Raw genomic sequence first — 22755 nt, forward strand, 5'->3', positions numbered from 1 at the left:
CCTTTTTCCGAGAATGAGACAGCCGCACCGGTGCGGCACATATTCCATTCCGTCAGGAGGCACGACCATGCCACGCACTATGAAGGCCGCCGTCGTTCGCGCGTTCGGCAAACCGCTTTCCATCGAAGAAGTGACCGTTCCGAAAGTCACGCCGGGAAAAATCCTTGTGAAAATCGAAGCATCGGGTGTCTGTCACACCGATCTTCATGCCGCCGAGGGTGACTGGCCGGTCAAGCCCAATCCGCCCTTTATCCCCGGCCATGAAGGTGTCGGCATTGTTGCCGAAGTTGGCGAAGGGGTTACGTCCGTCAAGGAAGGTGATCGGGTTGGCGTGCCGTGGCTGCATTCGGCCTGCGGACATTGCCATCACTGCATTACCGGGTGGGAAACCCTGTGTGGCGAGCAGCTTAATACCGGTTATTCGGTCAATGGCGGCTTTGCGGAATATGTTCTGGCTGATCCGAATTATGTCGGGCATCTGCCCAAACCGCTTGAATTTGGCAATGCTGCCCCGGTTCTGTGTGCCGGTGTAACCGTCTATAAGGGGTTGAAGGAAACCGAATGCAAACCCGGTGAAACGGTTGTGATTTCCGGGATTGGCGGGCTTGGTCACATGGCCGTGCAATATGCCAAGGCCATGGGCATGAAAGTCATTGCCGTGGATATTGCCGATGACAAACTGAAACTCGCCCGTGATCTTGGTGCGGATTGGACCCTGAATGCATCCGAGATCGATGTGGTATCGGAAGTCCAGAAACAGATGGGCGGTGCCAACGGTGTTCTGGTGACCGCAGTTTCACGCGCCGCCTTCAAACAGGGTGTCGGCATGCTGGGTCGTGGTGGCACCATGTCGCTGGTTGGTCTTCCGCCGGGAACGTTCGAACTTGATATCTTTGATACGGTTCTGTCGCGCAAAACCATTCGCGGTTCGATCGTCGGCACCCGTGCCGACCTTCAGGAAGCGCTGGAATTTGCAGGCGACGGCAAGGTGCATTCGCACTTTACGACCGAGCCGATGGAAAACATCAATTCGATCTTTGACCGCATGCGCGATGGCAAGATTGATGGCCGTATCGTGATGTCGATCTGATCAATCTTCATATCCCAAGATGCAAAAGGCTGCCATCTGGCAGCCTTTTGTTTTCAATGTCACGCGGCACGCGCCAGCATGGCGGCCTCGTGATCAAGCAGCCATTTCTTGCGATCAAGCCCCCCGGCATAGCCGGTAAGCGTGCCGTTTGATCCGATCACGCGATGACATGGCACAATGATCGACACCGGGTTCAGCGCATTGGCGCGTGCCACCGCGCGCACGGCCTTGGCATTGCCAAGCTGATCGGCCAACCCGCGATAGGATATGCTTTTGCCACTTGGGATCGTGATCAGGGCATCCCAGACCGATTTCTGAAAATCCGTACCGATCATGTTGATGGCATCAACCGGAAGCCGCACCACATCACCATTGAAATAGGCATCAAGCCAGTCGATCACCAATTTTGGGGTGGCAGTGCGATCTTCGACCCAGTCGAGTTTTTTGAACCGCCGGGTCTGGATGGTTTTCAGACGGTCATCATTGTTTTCGAAGTCCAGATGCACAAGCTTGCCGTCAACGGTCGCCAGGGACAATTGGCCAATCGGACTGGCATAGCGGGTTACATAGATTGTCGTTGTCATCATCCTTCTCCTTCGAGTGCCGACCACAGATATTGCGCGGCATAGGCCCGCCAGGGGCGCCAGCTTTCAGACAGGGCATCAAGCGCCTTGGCCTTGTCCGGTCCGCCGCCCATCGCCGATGCCTTAAGGATGCCAAGATCAGCCGCCGGAAAGGCATCCGGATCGCCAAGCCCGCGCAGCCCGAAATAATTAAGCGTCCAGGGGCCGATCCCCTTTATCCCCGTTAAATCGGCAATCAGGGTTTCGCCCGATTTCTGATCGGATGCGCGATCCGCAAACAGTTCAATGACATCGGCCAGTGTTTGCGCACGACGGGTGGTAAGTCCGATGGAAATCAGTTCCTGACCGACAAGCTGTGGCGCATCGGGAAACAGATGCGTCACTCCGGTTCCGGCAACAAGATCGCCCGGCAATTCGGCACCGAACCGTGCGACAAGACGGCCCGCCAAGGTGCGCGCCGCGGCAACCGAGACCTGTTGACCAAGAACGGCCCGCATGGCCAGTTCAAAGCGGTCCCAGCATCCCGGAACGCGCAGCCCCGGGCGCTTTTCAATCAGGGGGGCAAGCAGCATGTCTTCGGCAAACTGTGCCGTGATTGATGGCACATCAGCGTCCAGATCGAACAGGCGCCTGACCCGCGCGCCGATTTCAAGCACCGCTTCGCGGGCCGGCCCCCGCAAGATCACATCCACCCCGCTTTGATCCGGACTGAAATGACAGATCATAAGTCCGACCTGATCGCCCATGGCGAAGCCACGCGCATAGATGCGGTCCCGGACGGCTTCCAGCCCCGGAATGGCGCGGGCCCGGAAGAATGCCAGAAGATATTCGGCATCAAACGGCTGACGGGCACGCAATCGCAAAATCAGATCGTCATTGCGCGGCGCAAACGGATCATCATCGCCCCTGTCATCGGAACGGGCCTGCGATGATTTAAGTTTGATCCCCCGGCGAAAGGCCGTCGGGGCCTGTCCATAGGCCTGCTTCATGGCATCATTGAACCGCCGCAAACTGCCATATCCGGCAATATCAGCAATTTCAATCATGGTCAGGTTGCTATCAACAATCAGCTGGCGCGCCCGCAAAAGGCGTCTGGCCTTGGCATGTTCCTGTGGCGTTACACCGGTATGTTCCTTGAATATCCGGCGCAAATGCCGGTCCCCGACCCCAAGCCGGTCGGCCAGATCGGCAATCGATCCAGTTTCAAGCACGCCCTGATCAATCAGGCGCACGGCACGGGCCACCGTCGCGTGGACACCGGCACTGGCCGGACTTCCCGGCGCTGCTTCGGGCCGGCATCGCAGGCACGGACGGAACCCGTGGGCAATTGCGGCCTCGGCACTGGGATAGAATTCCACATTGGCACGCTTTGGCGTGACCGCGGGGCAGATCGGGCGACAAAAAATCCCGGTGGTCAGAACCGCGGTATAAAACCGTCCGTCAAACCGGCGATCACGGGTTTTGAGTGCCTGATAGCATATATCGTTATTGAGCTGTTCCATGCCCGGCAGTGTATCAGAACCGGCAATCAAAACTCGCCAGATTCGGACTCAGACGTCAAATCCCCCGATACCGTCAGTTCAACGGGATGTCATTGTCGGATTTGCCATTCTGATACTGGGCAGACAAGCGGTCATATTCATGGGAAAGCGCCTTGGCCCGGGCGATATAATCCGCCCGCTGATTTTCAGGAAGATCGGCAATCATGCCCATGATCGAATGGCTTTCCCAAAAGGCATTCGATTTGTTGTATTCGCCGTCCTTCAGGGTGAAGACTTCCTGCATGATTTTCAGATCATGGGGAATGGCAAAGGCATCGCGGGAATCTTCGTAAGAAAAGAAATAATAAAAATTGTCAAAACCCGCCCAGGTGATGGCGGACAAACACATCGAACAGGGTTCGTGGGTCGACAGGAAAATCAGATCCGAAGTCGCCGGGCGCTGATCTGCGGGGATTTCATAGAACCGTTTAAGACAATGCACCTCGCCATGCCATAGCGGGTTTTCGGTTTCATTGTTGGTTTCGGCAATCACCAGCGCCAAATCGGCCTTGCGCAGGATCGCCGCCCCGAAAAGCTTGTTGCCATCAGCAACCCCCATCCGGGTCTTGGGCAGAATGTCGTTTTCCAGAACAGAAAACAGCTTGTCGAGAATGTGCTGATCCGGGGTGATGTCTGACATGTTGGCGGTCCCTGATGAACTGGCGTGTTGTTTCAACCATTTCACCGGTTCAGGACCGCCATGCCAACTGTTTTTAAGCACTCCGGGCGCAAAACAGTGATGCGCCCCACATGACAATCAGATGCCACGCAAGATCCCGTCATTATCGGGGACCTGGCGACGTTCAGGGGGAACAGGAACATAAAAATCACGGTTCAAAAGGGTTGTGACCGCGATCAATGTCGGGGATTTCGTGTCACGTACCTTGGTGATCAGGGCATGATCCACCGGTTTCATTTCACGAATTTTGACAACCTCGAAAACCGGACCGTTGGGAGTAGCAAGTTTGAACTGGTCGCCGACTGCGACCGGACCAAGGGACTGTTGGGCCATTTGGGACTTCACCTGACAATAGATGTTTGCTCTGAGCAAGCCTGCCAGTGACCAGTCGATGTCTGGAATTTTGTTTATAGGCGGCAGGTCTCGCTTGGCCACACCATGGCAAAGCTATTCGGCAATTCTGTGACAGAAATTGGATTTTTGGGGGCAAACCGCCTTTTTCCGCCGCCTGGCACCCTGCCCGATTGCAGCGACTTGGGGTCCGAATCAAAACACCCCGCCGGGAAATTGGCGGGGTGTTTTGTAATTTCAACCGGTTAAGGGCAACCGATCAATCGATATCTTCGATCTCGCCAGCCGAACCGGTAACCTTGGCGGCAAGGGCGGCTGCCATAAAGGCATCAAGATCGCCGTTCAGAACGCCCTGCGTATCGGATGTTTCGGTACCTGTGCGCAGGTCCTTGATCATCTGATAGGGCTGAAGAACATAGGAGCGGATCTGATGGCCCCAACCGATATCGGTTTTGCTGTCTTCGACGGCCTGTGCTTCGGCTTCGCGTTTTTGCAGCTCTGCCTCATAAAGACGGGCTTTGAGCATCTTCATCGCGGTGTCGCGGTTTTTGTGCTGAGAACGGTCGTTCTGGCACTGTGCGACAATACCGGTCGGAATATGGGTAATACGAACCGCAGAATCGGTACGGTTAACGTGCTGACCACCGGCACCCGATGCGCGATAGGTATCAACACGAAGATCCTTATCGAGGATTTCGATATTGATATCGTCATCAATCACCGGATAGACCCAGACCGACGAGAAGCTGGTATGGCGGCGTGCCGAACTGTCATAGGGCGAAATACGCACCAGACGATGCACGCCCACTTCGTTCTTGAGCCAGCCATAGGCATTGTGACCGGTGATCTTGTACGTCACCGATTTGATGCCGGCTTCCTCGCCCGCGCTTTCTTCGAGCATCTCAAGCTTGTAGCCCTTGGACTCTGCCCACCGGTAATACATGCGCGCCATCATCGATGCCCAATCCTGTGCCTCGGTACCACCGGCACCGGCATGGATTTCAAGATAGGCGTCATTGGCGTCTGCCTCACCCGAAAGCAGGCTTTCGAGTTCACGCTGGGATGCGATTTCACGAATGGCACGCAGACCTTCCTCGGCCTCGGCAACCGTTTCGGCATCGCCTTCGGCTTCGCCAAGCTCGATCAGTTCTATATTGTCTTCGAGCTCCTGGGCGAGCTTTTTATAGCCATTGATGGCATCATCAAGCTGGGTACGTTCACGCATGACTTTCTGCGCATTGGCGGCGTTGTCCCAAAGGGTCGGGTCTTCGGCCAGTGCGTTCAGTTCGTCGAGGCGTCTAAGAGCGTTATCCCAGTCAAAGATGCCTCCTCAGCAGTGCCATCGACTGCTTGATTTCATCGACCAATGCCTGTGCTTCGGCGCGCATTGATGTCTCCGTTATTCATCAGAAATTTGTTGGGCCCCAGACCGGTTTGGACAAACCGGCTGCGGCAAACTCGGCGCAGCTTATAGCAGTTTTTGCCGCGGTTGAAACCCCTGCAACCATGCAAAAACCCGGCAAGATTTCCCTGCCGGATTTTAGATGTCTTCATTCAGGCCAGATCGACCGGTCAGCAAATCCGTCAGTAAATGCCGCCCGGTCCTGAAACCGCGCCATTGCCACTGTCAGAACCGCCAACACCGCTGTAGCCGCCATCAATGACATTGTCATTCGATGCCGGAATGGTCCCGGGTTTGAAAGCTTCCCAGATCACGTCCTGATCACCCGGACGGGCCGGAATGCCGGTACGGGCTTCGACGCGGACCATGCGAATGCCCGGCGGGGTACGGAACGGAATGGCTTTGGTGCCTTCGAGGGCACCGCGCATGAATTCCTTCCAGATCGGGGCTGCGGCACTGGCACCCTGTTCCTTGTCACCAAGGGAACGGTTGTCATCAAAGCCGACATAAACACCGACCGCAAGGTCAGGCGAGAACCCGACAAACCACGCATCGCGTGAATCGTTGGTCGTGCCGGTTTTACCAGCCAGCGGATAACCAAGTTCGGCAATCGTGCGGCCCGTGCCACGCGACACCACGCCTTCCATGATATGGACCATCTGGAACGCGCTTGCCGGGTCGGTCAGCTGTTCACGGGTATCGGGAAGATCAGGCGGCATCTGATTGCGGAAGGCAACGTCCTGGCACTGGGCGCAATCGCGTTCGTCCCGGCGATAGATCACATTGCCCCGACGGTCCTGAATACGGTCAATCAGGGTCGGTGTAATTTTCTTGCCACCATTGACCAGTTCGGCATAGGCCGCGGTCAGGCGCATCACAGTCGTTTCCGCCGCACCAAGCGACATGGACAGAACTTCGGGCAGATCATCGACAATACCGAACCGTTCGGCATAATCGGCAACAATCGGCATCCCGATGGTCTGGGCAAGACGCACGGTCATCAGGTTACGCGACTTTTCAATCCCCAGACGCATGGTCGAAGGACCATAGAAATTGCCGCTATAGTTACCCGGTTTCCACTTGCCAAGTCCCGGCCCCTGATCGATCACGAAAGGCGCATCAAGCACCAGGGTCGAAGGGGTAAAGCCCTGATCAAGGGCGGCAAGATAGACAAACGGCTTGAAGGCCGAGCCCGGCTGACGACGGGCCTGGGTTGCGCGGTTGAATTTCGACAGATCGTGCGAAAAGCCGCCCGACATTGCAAGAACGCGACCGGTATGCGGGTCCATCGCCACCAGGCCCCCGTTGGCATTGGGGATCTGGCGCAGGCCATAGGTGTTTGGCGGCAGTTTTTCGCCATCAAGTTCAGCGAAATGTTTGACGTAAACAACATCACCGGGCTTGAGAACATCAGACGGACGATTGACCACCGGGCCCAAAGTCTGACCTTTTTGCCAGGGCCGTGCCCATGTCAGGAAGCGCAACGGAATGCGGCCCTGCTCGCCCGATTTAAGGCCAAGGGTCGCCTCATTGGCATCGGTGCCAAGCACAACCGCGACATCCCAGGGAATATCGCCCGGGGTTTCGACTTCGCGCAATTTCTGCTGCCAATTGTCATTCAGATCGATCTGGGTGATCGGCCCGCGCCAGCCATGACGACGGTCATAGGCAACGAGCCCGTCAAACAGGGCCTTGTCGGCAACACTTTGCAAGCGCGGATCAACGGTCGATCGCACCGAAAGACCACCGTCATAGAGCATGCCTTCGCCGTAACGATCAACAAGCTGGCGACGGACTTCCTCGGCAAAGAAATCAGCCTGATAGGTATCCACCGATTCACGGGATTTTCCTTCAAGCGGCGCAGACCATGCGGCCTGTGCTTCGGCCTCTGTGATGTATTTTTCTTCAAGCATCCGGCCGATGACCCAGTTACGACGTGCCTTTGCCTCGTCATGGTTGCGGACCGGATGGTAATTCGAAGGCGCCTTTGGCAAGGCAGCAAGATAGGCTGCTTCTTCGATATTAAGCTCATCAAGCGACTTGTCGAAATAGCGCAGCGACGCCGCCGCAACACCATACGCCCCGCTGCCCAGATAAATCTCGTTCAGATACAGCTCAAGGATATGTTCCTTGGAAAATGCCCGTTCGATACGGAAAGACAGGATCGCTTCCTTGATCTTGCGTTCATAGGACACTTCGTTGGTCAGAAGAAAGTTCTTGGCGACCTGCTGGGTGATGGTCGATGCGCCAACCGGGCGACGACCGGTGCCGATATTGACAACGTTGGTAACCGCGGCACGCAAAACAGACGCGAAATCAATCCCGGGATGGGAGAAGAAGTTCTTGTCCTCGGCCGCGACAAAGGCATCAATCACCTTGTGCGGGATGGCGGTGATCGGCACAAAGACACGTTTTTCGCGTGCATATTCTGCAATCAGCGCACCGTCAGATGCATGAACACGTGTCATGACCTCCGGCTCGTAATCTTCAAGCTGGGTGTAATCGGGCAGGTCCTGACCAAAATGCCAGAAAATCGCCAGAACGCCGGCGCCGCCTGCGATCCCCATCAGAAACAGAAAGCCGAAAATACTAAGTAAAATGCGCATATAAGCAGGTCTTTTTTCGTTTTGTTGGCCTGAGGTTGCGCATATTCATGCACAATCATCAGAAATGCAATGTCCCAACGGATAACCGTTTCCCGCAGGGCGATCCCCGCACTAACCACTATTATAGCGGCAAAAAAGTGACGAGGTTGTGACAGCTCTCACTTAAGGGAACTTTTAGTTTAGCAAAACCTGCATATGACTGACCATCTGCCCGCTTAAAAAATGTCGATGCCGGCAAACGGAGCAGACCGGAAGCGTTCAGGGAATGCAGTTCCCGTGAACATCGCTGCTAGAATTTGTGCTTTTCGAAATAGATATCAATTGCCCGCAAGACGGCCTCGGCAATCTTTTTGCGATGGGCCGGGCTTTGCAGCAGCTTGGCATCGGTCGCATTGGACAGATAACCCATTTCAAATAGGGCCGACGGGATGTCAGGCGCCTTCAGAACGGCAAATCCGGCAAAGCGGTGTGTTCTGCGTTGCAGTTCGATGCTTTTGGACAGCTGGCTGACCATGTTGGCGGCAAGCGTTGCCGACAGGTTCATGGTTTCGCGCTGGGCCAGATCGATCAGGATGCTTTGCACCAGCGAATTTTCATCGGAAAGATCAATACCGGCAATCACGTCGGCCTTGTTTTCCTTTGACGCCAGGGCGGCGGCTTCTTTGTCCGATGCGTTTTCAGACAGAGTATAAACCGAGCCACCGCGATGTTTGGGATTGGCAATTGAATCCGCATGCAGTGATATGAACAGATCGGCACCGTTTTTGCGGGCGATTTCAACGCGCTGGCGCAGTTTCAGGAAGACATCCTTGTCACGTGTCAACAGCACGCGATAGCGCCCCGATGCCGTCAGGGTATCGGCAAGCTGCCGGGCCGCGGCCACTGTCAGGTCCTTTTCATAGACATTGCCAACCCCGATTGCGCCCGGATCAACACCGCCATGACCGGCATCAATCGCAATAAGCGGCTTTTCATCGCCACCACGACCGGATTTGACCGCCACATCCACACTTTGTTCTGTAGCGCTGGTATCATTGCGGCTGCGTGCGGAATAGGCTTCCATGCTTTCGCGTGACGCGGTCAGGAAGGCGTCGCGTTTTGCCGGTTTCAGATCGACAACCAAACGGTTGGGTTTGCCGCCTGATGACGGCAATGCGAAAATTTTGGACACCAGTGACGGTTCGGCAACATCAAGAACGACACGGAACGTACCGGGTTTGAACAGGCCATAGCGCAATCCCGAAATAAGCCCGCCCCCCGATGTCACCTTGCCGGGCGGGGCGCTCCAATCGATTTCGGGCATGTCAATGATGATGCGATAGGGATCGGGCAGCAGGAAATAGGTAAATTCGACATCGCGATCAAGATCGATGACAAAGCGGGTATAATCCGGATAAACGCCCAGACGCGCCCCCAGAACCTTTGCCGCCTGTGCATTGGCAGTCGATGTTACAAGCTGGACTGAAAACAGCAGCAAAAACAATGCGATCGCAAGTCTTGCGAGTTTTTGAAAACCCGAAGACAACGAAGCAGATCGCACATGGGAATATGTGTTTGCATGCGGTGAATTCATCTGTCGTGCTTGTGCCTGGTTACCCTGCCAAAGGTGAGATAGTCGCTTATAGCAATGCGTTGGTTAACGGGCAATTGACCAAAGCAAGAAGTTCCAAAGACGCGTTTTGCCGCCTTTGTCCCATCCCGTTAAATCGCCAACCGGGCAAAAACATCGCGTTTTCATGGATTTGCCCGCATTTAATCGCCAAAGGCGAAACTGCGCGGAATTCTTCGCCTTTTGACGGATCACTGTCAGAAAGTCGTCATATGATGCAACAAAACTGTTTGTCGCAGGCGAATAAACCGGATATGTTGCACCCGAGATTCCTATGCTTTGTGGTATGAAACTTAAACGCCACCAGGCTGAGGACGCGACTAGACCAGTTCTTACGGTCGGTGTCTCGGTGACGCGGCAATTCCCGCTCCCGATAGAGCCCTCCTGAAAAAGGCTGCCTTGGCGCGCTCGAAAATACGCAACCTATTTTTGTTTCAACATCAAAACCAGGTCCGAACCGGAAGAGCAGCCGACACGCGATGAACCAGAGACATACAGGACATATCGCGACCCTATTGGACGGCGCCTCCGGTCACGCCGGTTTGTTTGCATATCAGCGCAGCAATGCGCGTAGCATTGAACTGGCGGGGCCTCCAGGAACAGGTTCCGAATGGTTAAACGCATGCTTATCGATGCAACGCACGCGGAAGAAAGCCGCGTCGTTGTTATTAATGGAAATCGCCTAGAAGAATACGACGTCGAGACATCGACCAAAAAACAGATCAAGGGTAACATCTATCTCGCCAAAGTGACGCGAGTAGAACCGTCGTTGCAGGCGGCCTTTGTTGACTATGGCGGAAACCGCCACGGTTTTCTTGCCTTCAGTGAAATCCATTCCGACTATTACCAGATCCCGGTTGCCGACCGCGAAGCCCTGAGCCAGGGTGGCGCACAGGTCAAGGACGCCGAAATTGTCGAAGACAATATTGGCGAAACCGACGACAGCCCGAAAAAAGAAAAGAAATCGACCCGTTCGCGTTCGCGCCGCAAACCGCGCGCAAAGGACAAGGACGAAACCCAGGACGCATCAGAATCAGATGCGACTGATGGGGAAACCGTGGTTGATGCCGATGCAGCCAATCCGACGGATGGCGCATCTGAGGGCTTGGTTTCTTCTGATGAAGAAGAAACCAAGCCGCGCCGCCGTCGCACGCGCAACCGTCGCAAAAAATCCGACGATGCCGACGCACAGGCAAGCGATGCGTCTTCTGACGAAGCAGCATCGGGTGATGCCAATGCAGACGCCGATGGCGGTTCTGATGACGACAATTCCCCGTCGGGTGGCAATGCTGCCATGTCGGCGGACGTCGCAGAACTGAGCGTTGATGTCGACGCCGACGGTGACGACAACGAAGAAGACGCACCGTCTGCTGATGCCGGCACCGAAGAAGAAGAGATCGAAGATCTTGGCGGTGACGACACCGACGAATTCGTTGAGTCGCACAGCCGTCAGCTTCAGAAACGCTACAAAATTCAGGAAGTCATCAAACGCCGCCAGATCATTCTGGTTCAGGTCGTCAAGGAAGAGCGCGGCAACAAGGGTGCTGCCCTGTCGACCTTCCTGTCGCTGGCTGGCCGTTATTGCGTTCTGATGCCCAACACCCCGCGTGGTGGCGGCATCTCGCGCAAGATCACCAACGCCAAGGACCGCAAACGTCTGAAATCGATTCTGGCCGAGCTGGAGATTCCGGACGGCATGGCCGTGATCGTTCGTACCGCCGGTGCCGAACGGACCAAGGCCGAGATCAAGCGCGACTTCGATTATCTGATGCGCCTGTGGGATCGTATTCGCGAAACCACCCTTCAGAGCCAGGCACCTTGCCTGATCTACGAAGAAGCCGATCTGATCAAACGTTCGATCCGCGACCTTTATGCGCGTGATGTGGATGAAGTTCTGGTCGAAGGCGACGACGGTTACCGGGTCGCCAAAGACTTCATGAAAATGCTGATGCCGTCGCATGCCAAGCGTGTGCAGCCCTATAAGGATCAGGGCGTGCCGCTGTTCCACCGTTTCCAGGTGGAAAGCCAGCTTGATGCGATGCTCAATCCGGTCGTACAGCTTAAATCCGGTGGCTATATCGTCATCAACCCGACCGAAGCACTGGTCGCGATTGACGTGAACTCCGGCCGTTCGACCCGCGAACGCAATATCGAAGAAACCGCTTACAAGACCAACCTTGAAGCAGCCGAAGAACTGGCGCGCCAGTTGCGCCTGCGTGACCTTGCCGGTCTGATTGTTGTCGACTTTATCGACATGGAAGACCACCGCAACCAGGCATCGGTCGAGCGCAAGCTGAAAGAAGCCATGCGCAATGACCGTGCGCGTCTTCAGATCGGCCGTATCAGCCCGTTTGGTCTGCTTGAAATGTCGCGTCAGCGCCTGCGTCCGTCGCTTGTTGAAAGCGCGTTCGAGGTTTGCTCGCATTGTCGTGGTGTCGGCCTTGTCCGTTCGATCGAAAGTGCAGCTCTGCATCTGCTGCGCGTGATCGAGGAAGAAGGCATGCGTCGCCGGTCCGGTGCGCTTACCGTTCATGTCGCAAGCGAAGTTGCGCTTTATATCCTGAACCGCAAACGTGATTCGCTGGCCGAAATCGAACAGCGTTACGGCTTTACCGTCATGATCTTTGGCGATGACAGCCTGATTTCGCCAGATCACCGCATTGAACGCACCCGTGCGAAAAAAGGTGACGAACAGGAAGAAGCTGCACCGGTTCTCAATACCGACAGTGTTTCCCTGACGGCGATTGAAAGCCCGGTTGAAGCCGACGACGAAGAAGAAGAAACCGTCCGCGGTGACGATGACGATCAGGGTGGCAAACGCCGCCGCCGCCGTCGCCGCCGTCGTGGTCGTAACGATGATCGTGATGATCGCACCGAAAACCAGCAGGACGCCGCAGATAGCGAGGCCGAAGATGCTGATGGTTCGGATCGCAACGGATCTGATGATGATGACGAAGACAGCAACCGCAAACGCCGCCGTCGCGGCAAGCGTGGGGGTCGTCGCCGGTCGCGTCGTCAGGACTTTGACGGTAACCGTACCCGGTCGCCCAATGATGATCCGGCCCTGACGGCAGCACGCCGCAACCGTGATCACGAAGCACCGGACGGTTCCGAAGAAAACACCGTGATCGACGCCGAAAGCGAAGGTCAGGATGCTGACAGCTTTGATCAGGAAGGTGTCCGCGCCGGTCGTACCCGCAGCACCACCGCCCCGGCCCCGGCCCGTCCGCGCCGCGATCGTAACGACAACCGTCGTAACCGTCGTGACCGCAACAGCCGTCCGGAACGTGGCGAAGGTAGCAACGAGCGCGGCGATGTCAAAAACATCCCGATCCAGACCGGCCCGGCACCCGAAGCGGTTGCTGAAAGCAAACCGGACGTCGCAGCGGCCACGGCCAGCGCACCGGCAGAAGTAACCGCACCGGCCCCGAAAACCGAGGCACCAAAGGTTGAAGCCCCGGCTGAAAAGCCGGCAGCACCGAAACCGGTCGAACCGGCCAAAACCGAGGCACCGGCTCCTGCGCCCGCCCCGGCCCCGGAAGCTGCCCCGGCGGCTGAACCGGCCAAGGACGAAAAGCCGAAGCCGAAAAAACGCGGCTGGTGGAGCCTTGGTCGCTAAGACCTTAGCTACAGACAAATAAAAAGGGCTGCCCATCAGGCAGCCCTTTTTCGTTACAGGCGTTATGCGGTTAACGTTTCCAGTTCTGCAACGCCTTGACCGCACCAATCATGGTTACTTCGCTGTGCGCAAACGAGAAGCGCACATAGCCCTTGCCGCGCATCCGGTCGAAATCGGTGCCCGGTGTGGTGGCGACGCCGGTTTCTTCGAGCATCTGGCGACAGAATACTTCGCTGTCTTTGGTCAGTTCGCGCACATCGGCATAAAGATAGAACGCACCATCCGCCGGGGCGAATTTGGTGAAACCGGCCTTGGGCAGACCATCAAGCAGGATTTCACGGTTGCGCGCATAGGCCGCGATATTGGCCTGAAGTTCGTCTTCGCAATCAAAGGCCGCGACAGCCGCGATCTGAGACAATGCAGGGGCTGAAATAAACAGGTTCTGCTGCAAGCATTCGACTGCCCGCATCAGGTCCGGCGGCACAATCGCCCAGCCCAGACGCCAGCCGGTCATGGAAAAGTATTTCGAGAAGCTGTTGATGATGATCGCCTCATCCCCGAATTCAAGGGCGGTACATTCGGCAACATCGCCAAATGAAATGCCCTGATAGATCTCGTCACTGATCAGGCGAATGCCGTTTTCGCGGCAATAGGCCGCCAGTTCGCGATAGGTTTCAACATCAATCATGCTGCCAGCCGGATTGGACGGGCTGGCAACGATCAGACCATCAATCGGCTCGTCGAGATCACGCAGCATCTGCACGGTCGGCTGATAATGGGTTTCCGGTCCTGCGGGCAGATTGACTGTTTCAATGCCAAGCGCGCTTAGGATGTTGTGATAGGCCGGATAGCCCGGCGCGGCCATCGCCACCCGATCCCCGGCATCAAACGCCGCAAGGAAGGCTAGAACAAAGATTGATGACGATCCGCTGGCAACGCATACACGCGATGGATCAACCGACACGCCGAATTTGGTTTTGTAATGCCCGGCGATGGCTTCGCGCAGGGGATCAATGCCCATCGCATTGGTATAACCGATCAGATCGGCATCAAGTGCCCTGGCGGCTGCTTCGCGTACCTTGCGTGGTGCGGGTGTCCCGGGCTGGCCGACTTCAAGATGGTAAACAGCTTTTCCTTCGGTTTCGCGCGCATTGGCGGCACGCATCACATCCATAACAATAAAGGGCGAAATTGCCCCGCGCTGTGATTGTTTCAAAGCCATTATGTGGGGTCCTGGATATTGATCAAAAGCCACAGGGCAGGATGACCCTGCCCTGTGGAAATGGTGTGGTTAGCGCACGCCCGCCATACCGCCGCCGGCGGGATCGGCAACAAACTGGCAGCTTTCGGGATGGGGTGGCACCCCTTCAAGACAACGAATGACATTGACCGACGATGTGCCACTGGAATTCAGCGCAACACCCGATGCAGCACCGGCACCGATCAGGTCTTCTGCCATGGTGGCAATCTGTTTGGTTGCACCGGCAGGCGTCCCGGTTCCGGCAATGCCGTAATAATATTCCCAGACAAAGGGGTTCACCATCAAAGCCGGCCCCATCAGCGGCGTTGCCGCCTGTGCCGCATCACCGGCAGCAAGGTTCAAGCCAAAGGCATCGGCACCAAGTCCGGCACCAAACGGCGTGTTCATGGTGGTCATGCAGGCCACGGCATTGGCCGCGCGGTCAACAACGACAAAGCCGCTGCGACCCGACATCGGCTGTCCGGCCATGTTTCCGGCATCAATATCGGCAAGATAACGATTAAGGATATCGGCCACATCACTGCCACCTGAAATCACCGCCGGTGCCGTCGCCGCACGTGGCGGATAGGCCAGATACAGGATTTCGTTACCGTGTTTGACCTCGGTCGCCGATTTCCATTCCGGGCGATAGTTACGCAAATCATCAGCCGTCAGCGTACCACCGGCATTCTGGACCGCCGCGGCAATATCGGCACCAAGCGCCCCGTTATAGAAATCCCCCGGCCCCTTGACCCGAAGCGACGTCAGCAGGGCCGCAAGGTTCACAGACCGGATGCGATCACCAACTTCGAGCAATTTACCATTCGGCATAAAGGTTTCGCGCAAGGCCGGGCTTGCTTCGATGCGGTCGCGATTGGCTTCGATGTCATTGACCAGCGACCGTGAAACCGGCACGCCAAGGCGGGCATATTGTTCCGCCGCACTCAAAAGCGACGCCCATTGCAAACGCCCGAAACGCGCACTAAGCGCATAAAGACCGCGCGGCACGGCCGGGATCGTCGTTGCGGTCTGGCCTGCACTGGTGCGCGTGCCCGGACGGGGCCAGAAATCAAGAACTTCGACTTTTTTGGCTTCGCGTTCATGCACGACACATACCCCGCCACCGCCGATCCCGGCGACCGACGGTTTGGTCACGGTCATGGTTGCGTAAAGCGCAACAGAGGCATCCGCCGCCGTCCCGCCAGCCGACAGAACATCCCGTGCAACCCGGACGGCGCGTGGCTCATCTGCGACCACACCACCGAAATATCCGGTCACTGCCCCTATTTGACCAAGATTTTCTGTATTAGTACTACTGCAGGCAGCAAGACCGGCAGTCATTGCGATTGCGAACGCGATCCGCCATGATGGCTTGCGCGTCGGCATTGAACCGACATCAGTCGAACGAAAACATGGAACGCACATTTTGCTCAGACGCATTATTACTCTCACTGCCATTTTCCTTGTTGCCCTGCCTAGCACGGTTTTGGCGCAGGGTCGTTCTTTTATCCGCGATACCGAGATCGAGGAAACCCTTCGTCTCTATGCTACGCCAATCTTCAAAGCGGCGGGGCTCGATCCGAATGGTGTGTCCATTTATATCGTTTCTGACAACAGCTTGAACGCATTTGTTGCCGGTGGCCAAAAGCTTTTTATCAATACTGGGCTGTTGTTAAAAGCAGAGACTCCCGAACAGGTTATCGGGGTGATGGCCCACGAAACCGGTCACATTACCGGCGGGCACCTTTCGCGGGTACATGATCAGTTGCGCAACGCATCGGCAATTTCAATCCTTTCGACCATTGCGGGCGTTGCTGCCGGTGTGGCCGCAGGCCGGTCTGATGTCGGTACCGCAGCGATTCTGGGTGGACAGAATATCGCCACCCGAAACTTTTTGGCATATTCGCGAACCCAGGAAAGCAGTGCTGATCAGGCCGGTGTCAAATATCTGACGGCGGCGGGTATTTCCGCGCGCGGCATGATGGAATTCATGGAAACGCTTGAAGGTCAGGAATTGCTGAGTACGGCAAGCCAGGACCCCTATATGCGAAGCCACCCGCTGACCACGGAACGTGTCGAGTTTCTCGAAAACTATGTTGCGAATTCAACGCTGAAAGACGCCAAGGTCAGTGACGATCTGTATGAACGTCATGCACGGATGCGCGCCAAGCTTTATGCCTTTACCAATCAAAAGCAAAATACGTTGCGCACCTATCCCGAAAGCGACACCAGCGTCGCCGGGCAATATGCACGTGCCATTGCCTATTACCAGAATTCCGAACTGGCCCCTGCCCTTGAGATCATCGAAAACCTGATCGCGGTTGAACCGAACAACCCGTATTTCGAAGAACTTAAAGGTCAGGTTCTGCTGGAATTTGGCAAGGCGCAGGAAGCCATTGCCCCGCTTGAAAAATCAACAGAACTGTCAAACGGTGCGCCTTTGATCCGTCTGTTGCTGGCGCATGCGATGATTGAAACCGGCGATAACAGCTATCTCGAAGCTGCCAAAACCAACCTGATGGGCGTGTTGTCACGTGAACGCGGCAATGCATCGGCATGGCGTTTCCGCGCCATTGTCGAAAACCGTCTTGGCAATGAAGGTGAAGCATCGCTGTCGCAGGCCGAATACAGCCTTCTGACCGGCGATCGCCAGGCGGCAAGCTATCACGCCGTTCAGGCCGACCGTAAACTCGACAAGGGGTCGGCCGCCTGGTTGCGTGCACAGGATATCTTGCAGGCTACCAATCCGGACGGAAAACCCGGCAAGGACGCACCGAAGTGATCGGGCCTTGGCCGCATTTCGCGCCAATGTCCGCAATCTTCAAAACATTTCCGGTTCTCAAACGCTTTTTGGGCGTTTGGGTACTGGTGATGGCAACAAGCCAGATCACGGCCTGTGCCCTTCCGGGGGCCGGGGTTGATGTTGGTGGTGATCTGAAACTTCTATACGCGCCCTTTTCGCTTGATCATCCGCCGCGCTACTGGACCGTTGATCAGAAACCCTACGCAAGCCAGGATTTGAGCCGGCCATCGACGTCAGCGTCAGATCTACCATTGCAATGGACTGACAAGGATGGCCAGATCGCGCTGGCTGCCCGTCCGGGGCTTGGATCGTTTGAATTCGGGCGTCGGACCAATGTTATCGTTCTGGCCTCGCCATATCTGTCATTTGACTGGCAATTCAACAGCACGGCCCAGATTGGCGATGTGGAACTGGAACTCGGATTTCGCCGACAAAGCCAGGGAAGCTGGCGGGAAAATGATCTTGGATCGGGCAAACCGGCAATTGACCAGCTTGTCCGCATTCCCGTTGGACAGCCATCAGTTCAATATGGTGAATGGCAGCGCGAATATTTTGATCTTTCGACCCTTTATCGCCGGTACTGGCCAGAAGCCAGAAGCGACGAGGTTCGCCTTGTCTGGATCGGGATTGTTCCGGGTCGCGACCATAAACCTTCTGTGAGTGGGATCACCTATCTAACGCATATTTTACTTTCCCGTTAGCGGCCTGATCCCGTATCACAGAACCAACTCTTAACCGTCAGGCCATAAGCGGCCACAGTCACAGAAGGACACCCGATGAATTCCAAGATTGTAAAACGCTTCCTTGGCTGCAGCGCGATTGCCACGACCATGCTGTTTGGTGCTTCGCTTGCGCAGGCCGATGAAACGCTGAGCGATGGACAAAAAGCCGCCGTCGAAAGCCTGATTGAAGACTATCTGTTGAAAAACCCGGATGTGCTGTTGCGCGCCATCCAGAATGTTCAGGTCTGGCAGGCCACCGAAAAGGCCCGTCAGCAGGCAGAAGCCATCACCCCGGTCTGGGATGCCCTGGTGGCTGACAGCTCGGTTCCATCTTTGGGTCCGGTTGATGCCCCGGTCACTGTGATCGAGTTTTTTGACTATCATTGCGGCTACTGCAAGCGTGCCTTTGATGGCGTGATGGATATCGCCAAGGAACATGACGGCAAAGTCAGGACCATCTTTGTTGAATTCCCGATCCTGCGTGAAGAAAGTGCCACGGCCGCACGCGCCGCACTGGCCGCCGACAAGCAGGGCAAATATATGGAAATCCACGAAGCCTTCATGGCCAACCGTGGCCTTCTTGATGACACCCGCATTGACGAGCTTGCCGCGTCTGCCGGTGTCGATGTTGCCAAAATGCGCGAAGATATGCAGTCGCCCGAAATCGGCGGCATGATCGCCCAATATGCGGCAATGGCCCGCACCGTCGGCATCAGCGGAACGCCTGCCTTTATCATCAATGGCACCATGGTATCGGGCGCGGATATGGACCGCGTCAATGCGCTGGTGAAAACCGGGCTTGAAGAAGCATCCTGATTTTTGGCCCCTGCGCCATTGTGACAACATTTGCAGTCACACCGTTGCGCAGTCCGAACAAAACGACAAAGGCCCGTTTCGAAATCGAAACGGGCCTTTATTTTACGCAAATGGCATGCAGATCAGATGATCCCGGCCAGCGGGGATGACGGATCGGCATATTTCTTTTTGGGCATGCGACCGGCCAGGAAGGATTCGCGTCCGGCAATGATGGCATGCTTCATCGCGCGCGCCATGCGGATCGGGTCCTTTGCCCCGGCAATCGCGGTATTCATCAAAACCCCGTCACAGCCAAGCTCCATGGCAACGGCCGCATCGGATGCCGTCCCGACGCCGGCATCAACCAGGACCGGCACATTGGCATTTTCCTTGATCAGGGCAATATTGACGGGGTTAAGGATCCCCATGCCCGACCCGATCAACGATCCCAGCGGCATGATGGCACAGCATCCCATATCTTCGAGCATCTTGGCCTGAATGGGATCGTCGCTGCAATAGACCATGACGTCAAAGCCGTCCTTGATCAGGGCTTCGGCCGCCTTGAGCGTTTCGGGCATATTGGGATAAAGCGTCGCCTGATCCCCCAATACTTCAAGTTTCACCAGGTTCCAGCCCCCGGCTTCGCGGGCAAGGCGCAGGGTCCGCACCGCATCATCGGCGGTAAAGCACCCCGCGGTGTTTGGCAGATAGGTATATTTTTTCGGATCGACATAATCGACCAGCATCGGCTGGTTGGGATCGGTCAGATTGACGCGACGCACAGCAACAGTGACGATTTCTGCCCCGGATGCCTCGATCGCGATTTTGGTTTCCTCGAAATCCTTGTATTTGCCGGTTCCGACCAGCAAACGCGACGAGAATTTTTTACCGGCAACGACAAAACCGTCATCATCAGCGGCCGCCAGATCAGCTTCGCCCGAACCGCCACCGATGAAATGGACGATCTCAAGCTTGTCACCATCGGCAAGTGCCGTTTGCCCATAGGCTGTCTTGGGCACGATTTCGAGATTTCGCTCAACCGCGACCTTGGTTGCGGCAATGCCCAACTGGCCCAGCAGTTCTTCTACATTTGCGGCATTCTCGATAGTCCGGTCTTCACCGTTGATCGTCAGAAGCATCTTTTTCGTTCAATCCCTGTGGTATCAAAATCTTCATGATTGCCGCGCAGTATGCGCAGCTGCCCTGCCCGAGGCAAGCTGTCTTGTGATGAGCAGAGCCGGTTATGACCAGTTATGGACAAAGCCCGGCTTTGTCCATGCAGACATCCGAAGCCCCGGAAGTCATCGCAACAGCGTTCGATAATGACAAAGCAGCGATGCAATGCTGCATTGCCGATGCTTATTGCAACGTTGCGTCAGACTTTGGTCGTGTTATAAACGCAGCACCAAAAGTTGGGCGTATGGTCGGAAAACGGCCCTTGAAACGCCTGAATGGATGTCTGGGGTAAGATGACATTGCACGTGATCAAGGATCGATGTGAAGTCAATGACACGGCTGTTTGCCTTCGGGCCATCTGCCATGAAGACAACAACAAAGGTGAACTGGTTGACTGGTTTCAGGAAACCCGACAAGAAGATTCTGGCATTCTTTGCGATGCTGGGGCATATACGCACACATCGGTTGCGATCCTCGATGCGATTGGGGCATCAGATTTGCCGATGATCGAGGTCCATCTGTCCAATATTCAAAAGCGGGACGCCATAAGACTTTTGTCAAACGTCTCAAACGCTGCAAACGGTATGATCTATGGCTTTGGCGACCAGAGTTATAACCACGCCCTGGATGCCATGCGCGGATTGATCCACACACCATCATAAAAGATATCGAAATGAGCAAGTTCAACATCGACAATGACGCCATTCGCCAGCTCGCAGAGCTGCTGGACGACACCAATCTGACCGAAATTGAAGTTGCCGCTGGTGACAACCGCATTCGTGTTGCCCGCCAGGGCACCATGGTTGCAGCAGCCCCTGCTGCACCGGTTGCGGCGGCTCCGGCACCGGTTGCTGCCGCTGCTGCGGCGCCGTCTGATGCGGCATCCCATCCGGGCGCAGTGAAATCACCGATGGTCGGTGTTGTTTACTTTGCACCGGAACCGGGTGCGGCTCCGTTCATCTCGGTCGGGTCGACCGTTGCCGAAGGTCAGACCCTGATGCTGATCGAAGCAATGAAGACCTTCAACCCGATCCGTGCGCCGAAATCGGGCAAAGTGACCCAGATTCTTGCGACCGACGGCCATCCGGTCGAATATGACGAACCGCTGATCATTATTGAATAAGCCGGGGTAAGAACCGCATGTTCGACAAAATCCTGATTGCCAACCGCGGCGAAATCGCGCTTCGTATTCAGCGCGCCTGCCGTGAAATGGGCATCAAAACTGTCGCGGTGCATTCCACCGCCGATGCGGACGCCATGCATGTGCGTCTGGCCGACGAATCGGTCTGCATCGGCCCGGCAGCATCCAAAGACAGCTATCTGAATATTCCGGCCATCCTGTCGGCAGCTGAAATCACCGGCGCCGAAGCCATCCATCCGGGGTATGGCTTCCTGTCGGAAAATGCCGATTTCGCAGCTATGGTCGAAGAACACGGCTTTGTCTTTATCGGCCCGACCGCGGAACATATCCGCATGATGGGCGATAAGATCACCGCAAAGCAGACGGCCGAAAAACTTGGCATTCCGTGCGTTCCGGGTTCCGATGGCGAAATTGCCACCGTTGACGAAGCCCGCAAATGCGCCAAGGAAATCGGTTATCCGGTCCTGATCAAGGCATCGGGTGGCGGCGGCGGTCGCGGCATGAAAGTCGTTGAACGCGAAGAAGACCTTGCCGAAGCATTTTCCATGACCCGTAAGGAAGCATTGCAGAACTTCGGCAATGCTGCAGTTTATATGGAAAAATATCTGGGCAAGCCGCGCCACATCGAATTGCAGGTCATCGGCGACAGCCACGGTAACGCCGTTCACCTGTTTGAACGTGATTGCTCCTTGCAGCGTCGTCACCAGAAGGTTCTTGAAGAAGCACCGTCTCCGACCCTGACACCGGAAGAACGTGAACGCATCGGTTCGACCGTTGCCAATGCCATGATCGGCATGGGCTATCGCAATGCCGGCACGATCGAGTTCCTGTATGAAAATGGCGAGTTCTATTTCATCGAAATGAACACCCGTCTTCAGGTGGAACACCCGGTGACGGAAATGATTTCCGGTGTTGACCTTGTGCGTGAACAGATCCGCGTTGCAGCAGGTCTTGAACTGTCATTCAAGCAGGAAGACCTTGAAATTCATGGTCATGCCATTGAATGCCGTATCAACGCAGAAGATCCCAAGACCTTTGTCCCGTCGCCGGGCAAGATCAAGGAATATCACGCACCGGGCGGCCTTGGCGTGCGCGTCGATAGCGGTATCTATACCGGCTATTCGATCCCGCCCTATTACGACAGCATGATTGCCAAGCTGATCGTACATGGCCGTGATCGTGAAGAATGCATGATGCGCCTGCGCCGTGCACTGGCCGAATATGCGATTGGCGGTATCAAAACCACCATTCCGCTGCACCAGACGCTTCTGGCGAACCCGGACATCCAGAAAGGGGATTATGACATCCACTGGCTGGAAAAGTTCATGGGCATGAAGAAAACTCTGTGATCGATCCGGATACAAGCATCAAACGGGAACCTTCGGGTTCCCGTTTTT

Annotated in this window: 18 protein-coding genes and 1 pseudogene; 8 read left to right on the plus strand and 11 right to left on the minus strand. The window is 55.9% G+C overall.

The features are described from left to right. Positions 1 to 67 precede the first annotated feature (67 nt). Positions 68 to 1090, plus strand: a complete 1023-nt coding sequence (gene adhP / locus SIB88_RS14900) for an alcohol dehydrogenase AdhP (RefSeq protein ID WP_228196548.1) — start codon at positions 68 to 70, stop codon at positions 1088 to 1090. A 59-nt stretch (positions 1091 to 1149) separates the two neighbouring features. Here the strand turns inward: adhP and SIB88_RS14905 are convergent, their stop codons facing one another. The 7 genes from SIB88_RS14905 to SIB88_RS14935 all read right to left on the minus strand — a co-directional run bounded on the left by SIB88_RS14905 (position 1150) and on the right by SIB88_RS14935 (position 9730). Beyond that, a complete protein-coding gene (locus SIB88_RS14905; protein WP_412558385.1) occupies positions 1150 to 1677 on the minus strand; it encodes a methylated-DNA--[protein]-cysteine S-methyltransferase in 528 nt (175 codons plus the stop codon). Then, on the minus strand, positions 1674 to 3176 hold the full coding sequence (locus SIB88_RS14910; protein WP_412558386.1) for a DNA-3-methyladenine glycosylase 2 family protein: 1503 nt from the start codon (positions 3174 to 3176) through the stop codon (positions 1674 to 1676). Before SIB88_RS14910 ends, SIB88_RS14905 begins: the two co-directional genes overlap by 4 nt. Before the next feature lie 73 nt (positions 3177 to 3249). Further along, complete coding sequence (locus SIB88_RS14915; protein WP_412558387.1) at positions 3250 to 3855, minus strand: nucleoside deaminase; 606 nt, start codon at positions 3853 to 3855, stop codon at positions 3250 to 3252. Between the two features lie 117 nt (positions 3856 to 3972). Then, on the minus strand, positions 3973 to 4227 hold the full coding sequence (locus SIB88_RS14920) for a hypothetical protein (RefSeq protein WP_068518541.1): 255 nt from the start codon (positions 4225 to 4227) through the stop codon (positions 3973 to 3975). 277 nt (positions 4228 to 4504) lie between these two features. Further along, positions 4505 to 5633, minus strand: a protein-coding gene (gene prfB / locus SIB88_RS14925) for a peptide chain release factor 2 (protein WP_114113619.1) whose coding sequence is annotated in 2 segments (ribosomal slippage) — positions 4505 to 5563 and positions 5565 to 5633 — 1128 coding nt in all. Because the reading frame shifts where the segments join, the coding sequence is not laid out codon by codon here. Positions 5634 to 5829: 196 nt separating this feature from the next. Next, positions 5830 to 8253 carry a penicillin-binding protein 1A gene (locus SIB88_RS14930; RefSeq protein ID WP_068518544.1) on the minus strand — a complete coding sequence of 808 codons (2424 nt, stop codon included), beginning with the start codon at positions 8251 to 8253 and terminating at the stop codon, positions 5830 to 5832. Between the two features lie 289 nt (positions 8254 to 8542). Beyond that, a complete protein-coding gene (locus tag SIB88_RS14935; RefSeq protein ID WP_412558388.1) occupies positions 8543 to 9730 on the minus strand; it encodes an N-acetylmuramoyl-L-alanine amidase in 1188 nt (395 codons plus the stop codon). A gap of 742 nt (positions 9731 to 10472) precedes the next feature. Between SIB88_RS14935 and SIB88_RS14940 the strand changes: the two genes are divergently transcribed. Then, the gene (locus tag SIB88_RS14940; protein ID WP_412558389.1) at positions 10473 to 13481 is read left to right on the plus strand and encodes an Rne/Rng family ribonuclease; all 3009 of its coding nucleotides are present in this window, start codon (positions 10473 to 10475) and stop codon (positions 13479 to 13481) included. A gap of 70 nt (positions 13482 to 13551) precedes the next feature. Here SIB88_RS14940 and SIB88_RS14945 read toward each other — a convergent pair whose 3' ends face one another. After that, on the minus strand, positions 13552 to 14703 hold the full coding sequence (locus tag SIB88_RS14945; RefSeq protein ID WP_412558390.1) for a pyridoxal phosphate-dependent aminotransferase: 1152 nt from the start codon (positions 14701 to 14703) through the stop codon (positions 13552 to 13554). A 69-nt stretch (positions 14704 to 14772) separates the two neighbouring features. Continuing rightward, on the minus strand, positions 14773 to 15999 hold the full coding sequence (locus SIB88_RS14950; RefSeq protein WP_231856709.1) for a gamma-glutamyltransferase: 1227 nt from the start codon (positions 15997 to 15999) through the stop codon (positions 14773 to 14775). 148 nt (positions 16000 to 16147) lie between these two features. Here SIB88_RS14950 and SIB88_RS14955 point away from each other — a divergent pair, with 148 nt between their 5' ends. The 3 genes from SIB88_RS14955 (at position 16148) to SIB88_RS14965 (ending at position 19062) form a co-directional block, all read left to right on the plus strand. Further along, positions 16148 to 17503 carry a M48 family metalloprotease gene (locus SIB88_RS14955; protein ID WP_068518548.1) on the plus strand — a complete coding sequence of 452 codons (1356 nt, stop codon included), beginning with the start codon at positions 16148 to 16150 and terminating at the stop codon, positions 17501 to 17503. Positions 17504 to 17529: 26 nt separating this feature from the next. Further along, the gene (locus SIB88_RS14960) at positions 17530 to 18225 is read left to right on the plus strand and encodes a hypothetical protein (RefSeq protein ID WP_412558391.1); all 696 of its coding nucleotides are present in this window, start codon (positions 17530 to 17532) and stop codon (positions 18223 to 18225) included. 75 nt (positions 18226 to 18300) lie between these two features. Next, complete coding sequence (locus SIB88_RS14965) at positions 18301 to 19062, plus strand: DsbA family protein (RefSeq protein WP_068518549.1); 762 nt, start codon at positions 18301 to 18303, stop codon at positions 19060 to 19062. A gap of 122 nt (positions 19063 to 19184) precedes the next feature. On the opposite strand, the gene SIB88_RS14970 is transcribed toward SIB88_RS14965, so the two are convergent. After that, on the minus strand, positions 19185 to 19967 hold the full coding sequence (locus SIB88_RS14970; RefSeq protein ID WP_228196695.1) for a bifunctional sulfur carrier protein/thiazole synthase protein: 783 nt from the start codon (positions 19965 to 19967) through the stop codon (positions 19185 to 19187). Positions 19968 to 19994: 27 nt separating this feature from the next. After that, positions 19995 to 20180, minus strand: a pseudogene (thiS, locus tag SIB88_RS14975) (sulfur carrier protein ThiS); the annotation flags it as partial. 312 nt (positions 20181 to 20492) lie between these two features. Here thiS and SIB88_RS14980 point away from each other — a divergent pair. From SIB88_RS14980 to accC, 3 genes are read left to right on the plus strand one after another with little or no spacing between them, the layout of a single operon-like run. After that, a complete protein-coding gene (locus SIB88_RS14980) occupies positions 20493 to 20879 on the plus strand; it encodes a type II 3-dehydroquinate dehydratase (protein ID WP_101247671.1) in 387 nt (128 codons plus the stop codon). Positions 20880 to 20890: 11 nt separating this feature from the next. After that, positions 20891 to 21340, plus strand: coding sequence for an acetyl-CoA carboxylase biotin carboxyl carrier protein (gene accB / locus SIB88_RS14985; RefSeq protein ID WP_101247672.1), 450 nt, complete (start codon positions 20891 to 20893; stop codon positions 21338 to 21340). 17 nt (positions 21341 to 21357) lie between these two features. Beyond that, the gene (gene accC / locus SIB88_RS14990) at positions 21358 to 22707 is read left to right on the plus strand and encodes an acetyl-CoA carboxylase biotin carboxylase subunit (protein WP_068518554.1); all 1350 of its coding nucleotides are present in this window, start codon (positions 21358 to 21360) and stop codon (positions 22705 to 22707) included. The last annotated feature ends 48 nt before the right edge of the window (positions 22708 to 22755 follow it).

It is taken from the genome of Thalassospira sp. MIT121401 (assembly GCF_047125595.1).
GTDB lineage: Bacteria > Pseudomonadota > Alphaproteobacteria > Rhodospirillales > Thalassospiraceae > Thalassospira > Thalassospira povalilytica.